Genomic DNA, 237 nt, shown 5'->3' with positions numbered 1-237 from the left:
GCTCGGCCCAGGCCCTTGTGCAACAGCGACAAGCCGCAGCGACGTTTTACCTCGGAGCTCCGCAGGCCCTGGCGTATCAAAGCGACCTCGCAGCTTCTGGCCGGCCACGGGGGCGATGACTTTGCCCGCGGCCAAGAGGGGCCCCGATACTTGGCCCCAGCCTGAATCGTCGGTGAGTGAAAAGGTTTTGTATTCGCCGTCTGCCTTGGCGGTCATCACGCCGGTGGTGGGTATGAC

General features: G+C 64.1%; 1 protein-coding gene. It reads right to left on the bottom strand.

Annotation, left to right across the window (positions count from 1 at the left end):
- The coding region (locus tag AC0L3B_RS40300) for a hypothetical protein (RefSeq protein ID WP_473383646.1) at positions 1–237 on the bottom strand (237 nt) is incomplete at both ends.

The organism is Bradyrhizobium sp. Kon56, from assembly GCF_055807635.1.
The sequence above is the reverse complement of the archived record's forward strand: the minus strand, read 5'-3'. Positions and strand labels throughout refer to the sequence as shown.